This window comes from Streptomyces sp. NPDC005281, from assembly GCF_040607495.1.
GTDB lineage: Bacteria > Actinomycetota > Actinomycetes > Streptomycetales > Streptomycetaceae > Streptomyces.
Genome location: NZ_JBEXGX010000082.1, coordinates 1 through 5,939 on the forward strand (window position 1 = coordinate 1; position 5,939 = coordinate 5,939).

Below are 5,939 nucleotides of genomic sequence, written 5' to 3' on the forward strand. Positions count from 1 at the left end.
CTTTCGGATCCAGGTAAGTCATCCGGCCCAGGAACCTCCTTCCGAGTTCCTCCCGGCTCAGCCGGGGATACAAACAGAGCGCCTCGTGGCGCACAAGGACCGCTCGACGACCCAGCGGCGGGGCAGTGGCTGGAAGCCGCGGACATCCTCACCCCGGCGGACGATGTCGAGGACGATCCCCAGGTGCTGGGCGGTCCAGTCGGTGAGGTGGCCGGTGTAGCCGCCGTCGGCCCAGACCCGCGCCAGCCGCCTGGAGCGGGTCGCTGCCGGCGGCAAAAGAGCCCGGGCGCCGTCCCGGTCGGTCACGGATGCCGGAGTGACCAGCACGGCCAGGAGGAGTCCGAGTGTGTCGGTGAGCAGGTGCCGCTTGCGCCCGTTGATCTTCTTGCCCGCATCGAACCCGCGTGAGGTGTGGGCGACGGTGGCGTCCGCCTTCACCGACTGGGAGTCCACCACCGCCGCACTCGGCTCCGGGTCCCGGCCTTCGGCCCGGCGAACGGCCTGGTGCAGGCGATCGTGCAGTTCGCCCACCAGCCCGGTATCCCGCCAGCGGGCGAAGAAGGCATAGACCCGCGGCCAGGGAGGAAAGTCGGACGGCATCGCCCGCCACTTGATGCCGTTGTCGACGAGGTAGCGCACCGCGTCGATCATCTGCCGGTGGCAGAACCCCTCCGGCCGGCCGCCGCGGCCCGCCAGCCATCCAGGAACCGGGAGCAGATCCCGCACCACAGCCCACTCGGCATCGCTCATGTCCGAGCCATAACAGGGCCGACGATCCGGCCGGTTGGCCGCGTTCCCGAACCTGTGGGCGAGGCAGTCACACCCACGAGTGGACGAACTGGACTCGGCGACCACGACCACGCGACACTTCGACAACAGGGCCTCTTGCTTCTCGCTGGACTCGACATCCGCGAGCTACCAAGAGGCCCTTCTTCCATGCACCCGCACCGGACAACTCACCTGAACCAGGACGCTGTTCGAACCCAGCCGACCACGCGAGCGGATAGAGAACAGGCAGTTAGGCAGCCACTTTGGCGCGAGCCTCGAAGATCATGGCCCCAACGTCGTGCTTTACCGGGCAGCTCAGGAGACTGCCCGACTCGCGATGAGCTTACGGGGCCATGATCACTCGCCCCATGGCAGCTCCCGCCCAAAGTCGCTCCGCCGACCTCGCTGAGTAGCCCCACCTAGCGGGTCGTCAAAGCTCCCAGTCATCCTCACCACCAGGGCCGACCGTGATCGGGGCTACTCCGTGTCCGGTCAGGTGCCAGGACTCGAAATCTGGATCTGGGCCGACCCAGAGCCCGGCACCATCTTGAAAGTCGATGACCAACACCCCGTGCTCGCGGACATCGACCCTCGTGACCGTCTGCCCGAAGAGGGCTAGAACGGGAGCGAGACTCACACCCGTGCCGGGGTCGAGTTCGTACCATTCGCCAGCGGCATCCCGGAACAGGAACGGCGACTCCAGGACCAACTCGGCATCCAGCCGGTAACCCTCATCAGGATCCAGAGCGCAGAGGCTCAGCCGCACCTGGTAGTCAAAGGCTGTGCGCTCCACTTGAGCACCGATCAAGGCGCTAGGGACCTTCACCCTGCCCCCTTCCGTAGCGTGTGACAGCTCGACAGCGTAACTGCGTGCCCCTCCCGTGCCCGTTCGGTCGGGAAACAGCGGGGAGCCGCAGTCGCTGGCGGACAACGCTTACGAGAACGGCCCCCGACCGATTCACCCGGTCAGGGGCCGTTCACCTGCGGTGGGTGTGGGATTTGAACCCACGGTGACTCGCGCCACGACGGTTTTCAAGACCGTCCGTCGGTAACAGTCAGCGGCTCAGGCCGTTCTTGTGGAGTGCGGCCGACCTTGGGGAAGCATGGCCAGGGGACCATCGGGCAGGTGTGCGCGGGCCGGGGCGTCGTGAGGGTACGGCGCCAGCCGGCCTTGTCGGTCAGCTACGGGGTGGGGATTTCCCTGATGAGGCGCGAGGTCCAGTCGCACCAGTACAGGCCGGGCAGGAAGGGGCCGCCGGCTTCATCCAGGTGGTCTTCGACGTACGGGATGGTCGCGTCACAGACTTCGATGGCCTGGTCGAAGAATTGCGTGGTGTCGGGGTTGTTGTGGTAGCTCCAGCGCGGGTTGTAGGGGGCCTGCCGCTTGAGAATCCGCGCGATCACGTGGGGACGGTCGGTGGTCTGCCCGCTGACGAGCTCCCGGGCGTGCTCGATGTCCCCTGGCTTGGTCAGCTTGATGACGAATTCCTCCCGCGTGATGTCGGTCATCACGAAGTACGCGGCGCTCTCGGCGGCGGCATGGCCGGGCTGCTTGCTGAGGGTGTTGGCCTGAGTGGGCTGTGCCGTGGCGAAGGCCAGCACGCCGACGGCGGCCAAGCCGGCCGCTCTGATGAGCACGCGTCGCATGGGGGTTCTCTCCTTGGTTACGGGCGTCGTGTACGTCACGACTAGTCACCCAGCATATTCAATCAGTTACATTGAGTAATCGCGCCGAGGGCGCGCTCGCCTTCGCCGCATATGCCGATGGCCTCATGCCGCTGCTGCGAGGCATCGCCACCGTCCTCGGCGCACCTTGGCCGTGCGGCACCTGCAAGTTCGCGTTGAGGTGCAGCACACGGCGCCCCACTCGGGCCGTCTCTGGGCCGCCCGAAGGTGCTCAACGACGACCAACGCTGACAACCATCGACGGGTAAGTCGCAGGTCGCAGCGTTGATCGATTGCAGGGGTGCAGGTCGGAGACCCGGCCCCGCACTTCTTCGGCTACTGAGCGCCTTGACTGGTCAAACCAGACACCGCCCGCGCTGCCACATTCAGGAGCCGGGAGGAACAACCACAGATCGCAAGGGCAGTCGCATGCGACGATCGCGCCGTGACCACTACCGACCCTTCGCTTCGCCGACGCCTGCTGGTCGAGTCGCTCACTGTGCTGGCCGCTGATCCCTCGGTCCAGGCGGTGTGGCTGGAGAAGTACGACATCCCCACGGATGAGATCGCCTTGGACTTCGACCACGCATTCCATATGGCAGAGCAACTGGTGGAAGAGAGACAACTCCGCCACGATGTGCTGTCCGACCTACACGGCATAGACGTGGTCTTCAACGAGATGAGCGGTGAGCCGAACGCCGCCAGGTGGGCCGCGGACGCGCTATCCAGCGATGCGGGGTGGATCAAAGTACGCGAACTGGCCCGCCGGGTCCTCATCGCAGAACTGGGCGAGTGGAGAGCGCCTATGCCGGCCATTTGCGTGATCCGTTGAGGGGCTGTGCGGCCGTGCCGCTCTCGTGCAAGAACGGGCGGGGAGTCAGGGGAATCACGGTGCTCATGGGGACGCATCACCCACTCCATTCGAGGCGGGGAATCCACAGGTCAGGTCTGTGACCACCTCACCTCGCTCCTAAAGTGGTTGTCCAACCCCTTCACTGAGTCCAGACCCGCTGGAACTCTTCGGCCGGGATGGCTTCCAGCGGGTCCTCTTCAGGGTCGAGCGCCTGGTCTGTCAGGAAGCCGTACTCGTCCTCCAGGTGCTCCCAGCTGTACCGGTGAAGTCGGCCAGCCGGAGTCACCTCGGCCTGCTTGATAGCGATCAACTCACCGCGGTCGGGTACGGCCTCGAAGTACCACAAGCCGCCGTCCTCGTCGGCGTGGCGGAAGTGGTGTCGCAGGGCGGCCCCCTCATCAAGAGATCGGAAGTACGCCACGCTCTCCGCTTTGATGCGCTCCAGGTCATGCACAGGAGCATCGTGCCAGCGAGCCCGTGCGGTTGCACCGTTCTGACATCCATAGGTGACATCAACGACCCCGGACGCCAGCACTCCTAGGCGGTCCTGCACGGCTGGCGGGGTCGGGCGGCTCCCCGACAGTGCCGAGGAGGGATCGAACTTACAAGGCGGATGTCGGCGGTTCGAAAACCGTCCGCGCCCACCCCGAGACCCAGGTCCGCCGACCGCCTGCCGGCCGCGGCGGATAACGCGCATCCGTCTCCGGCAAGAAGAAACAGAACACCATGAAGGCCACCGTCATCGCTGGCTGGCGGGGCCGCACGTTATGAACCGACACCCTGCGACCTGGACGTATGCACGATGCCACGGCCGCCCGCAACGAGGGCATCGCCGTCTGCTTCCAGCACTTCCCCGAAGTCCAGGTCCTCCTGGACGACGGCTACCTCGGCCTGAGCCACGACCACCGCGGGCAAGCAATCACGCCGCCAAGAAACCCGCGGCCGGGAGCACTGCCCGACAGAGTCGAACAGTGGGAACGCGACGGCCACGGGCACTCGTCCGACCGCATCACCGTCGAACACGCCCTCGCCGACCATAAACGCGGGAAACAACTGACCTGCTGGACACATCGCCGCGACCGCCTGCCCGACACGTACCGTGCCATCGCCAGCCTCGTCTCCGACCGCACCACCCCTGCCTGAAAACAGGCCGCGACCAGGTCAGACACGCCTCACTCGCAATCACGCGCCAACTCGTTAATAGCCTGGGTGGTGGCACTTTTGAAGCGGAATGATCCGAAATGCAACTTCGGACATGACGTTTAGGCAAGGGTGTCTGCTGTGACGGATGCAGCCGATAGTGAGTCTTCCCCGAGTGGTTCAGCGCCACCGAAGAAGCATGCCGTGTGGAAGTGGCTCGCCGGAGTGGTGGCTACGGTGATCAGCGGCCTTCTCGTGGCGTGGCTGAGCGGATTGTTCAACAACGATAAACCGTCTCACCCGCCAAACCCCACCAGCGAGCGGTACATCCAGCCCTTCGCCGAAAACGGGGACCTCCAACCCAGCTACACGGCTGCCCGCAAGGTGCAGACCGGTGAGTGTCCGAGCAACTCCGTTTTCTCGGCCGATCCAGAAGCGCTGCGATGCTTCGCCGATGGCGAGCTCTTCGATCCCTGCTGGTCGTACGCACTCTCCGTTGCTTGTCTCCGCTCCCCATGGGACCCGGAGGTGACCGTAATCAGAGAGGTGAGGGCATCCGCCCCGCCGAGCAGCGAAACTCCGAAACCTGAGCCGTGGGCGATGGAGATCAAAGCTCCCAAAAGCGGGGTCACGCTTCACTGCGGCTTCGCCGGGGGAGCAATGCCTACCGTGGCCAACCATAGGGTCAACTGGCGTTGCCAGAAAGGGGCGGGTCCGCTCATCGGCAGCGCTGCGGGCGAGCCGGATCAGTCCACCAAACCTTGGACGATCCTCTACAAGGAAGACGACGACGCCGAGGTTCGCCACGCCGACATCATGACCGTCTGGTATTGAAGCGCGCCTCTTTGATGAGTTGATCACGGCATCCGATCAGATTCGTGATCACGGAGGGAAGCTCAAACCGAGTGGCGCTTCTGCTGGCGGCCGATCCAGTCCGTAGACCGCGGCAACCGGATCGCGGCCGCACGCGCCAAGCCATCGCATGAAGTATCTCGGCTGCTCGTTCTGACGTGGGTCTGGCGCACGCTGCGTGTCTAACTGCGTGACAACGCCGACGAACAGCAGCGGACGAGCGCAGACGCCAATGAACCATCGCCGCAAGTGAGGGCCACACCAGCCCAAAGCAGAGCCCCCGCCCCAGTTGCTTCGGGACGAAGGAGTCTCCGGGCCAACGCTTCGTCACAAGGCTTTGTCGTCGCTACCCGCGAGGCAGGCGCCCGCCTGGACGTGGAGGTCTGCACCGCGACTGATACATCTTTCGAGCAGACTGTCAGCGTCACAGTGCTTCGCGGAAGACCGAGCCGGCTGGGACGAACGATTCGGATGGAGAAGGCCACGGTTGCGCAACTCCCACCCACCTAAGGGATAGCTGGTGGCCCTCCTGATTGGGAGATAACGTTCAGGGCTGACCCTGAGGCCCTGAGCCTCGATCCACCGCGTGAATTCTGGTCTTCGATTTCGGGTGGGGGTCCGGTGATGTTTCCGGGTTTGGCCAGCACGACTTGCCGGGTGG

Annotated in this window: 6 protein-coding genes and 1 pseudogene; 3 read left to right on the forward strand and 4 right to left on the reverse strand. The window is 65.0% G+C overall.

From position 1 onward, the window contains the following. Nucleotides 1–57 precede the first annotated feature (57 nt). From ABZV42_RS41880 to ABZV42_RS41890, 3 genes are all read right to left on the reverse strand, one after another. Nucleotides 58–750, reverse strand: coding sequence for an IS5 family transposase (locus ABZV42_RS41880; RefSeq protein WP_356057504.1), 693 nt, complete (start codon nucleotides 748–750; stop codon nucleotides 58–60). Between the two features lie 448 nt (nucleotides 751–1,198). Continuing rightward, entirely contained in the window at nucleotides 1,199–1,594 is a 396-nt protein-coding gene (locus ABZV42_RS41885) for a DUF6188 family protein (protein WP_356057506.1), read from the reverse strand. Between the two features lie 356 nt (nucleotides 1,595–1,950). Continuing rightward, on the reverse strand, nucleotides 1,951–2,415 hold the full coding sequence (locus ABZV42_RS41890; RefSeq protein WP_356057508.1) for a calmodulin-binding protein: 465 nt from the start codon (nucleotides 2,413–2,415) through the stop codon (nucleotides 1,951–1,953). Nucleotides 2,416–2,878: 463 nt separating this feature from the next. On the opposite strand from ABZV42_RS41890, the gene ABZV42_RS41895 reads away from it, so the two are divergent. Beyond that, nucleotides 2,879–3,265 carry a hypothetical protein gene (locus tag ABZV42_RS41895; protein WP_356057510.1) on the forward strand — a complete coding sequence of 129 codons (387 nt, stop codon included), beginning with the start codon at nucleotides 2,879–2,881 and terminating at the stop codon, nucleotides 3,263–3,265. 160 nt (nucleotides 3,266–3,425) lie between these two features. Here the strand turns inward: ABZV42_RS41895 and ABZV42_RS41900 are convergent, their stop codons facing one another. Then, nucleotides 3,426–3,740, reverse strand: coding sequence for a hypothetical protein (locus ABZV42_RS41900; protein WP_356057512.1), 315 nt, complete (start codon nucleotides 3,738–3,740; stop codon nucleotides 3,426–3,428). 200 nt (nucleotides 3,741–3,940) lie between these two features. On the opposite strand from ABZV42_RS41900, the pseudogene ABZV42_RS41905 reads away from it, so the two are divergent. Further along, nucleotides 3,941–4,429 (forward strand): annotated as a pseudogene (locus ABZV42_RS41905) (transposase family protein); the annotation flags it as partial. Nucleotides 4,430–4,630: 201 nt separating this feature from the next. Further along, on the forward strand, nucleotides 4,631–5,260 hold the full coding sequence (locus ABZV42_RS41910) for a hypothetical protein (protein WP_356057514.1): 630 nt from the start codon (nucleotides 4,631–4,633) through the stop codon (nucleotides 5,258–5,260). Nucleotides 5,261–5,939: the final 679 nt, after the last annotated feature.

Coding starts and splice junctions, on each gene's coding strand:
- ABZV42_RS41890 (WP_356057508.1), bottom strand. CDS start 2,415: ATGCGACGCGTGCTCATCAGAGCGGCCGGCTTGGCCGCCGTCGGCGTG.
- ABZV42_RS41880 (WP_356057504.1), bottom strand. CDS start 750: ATGAGCGATGCCGAGTGGGCTGTGGTGCGGGATCTGCTCCCGGTTCCT.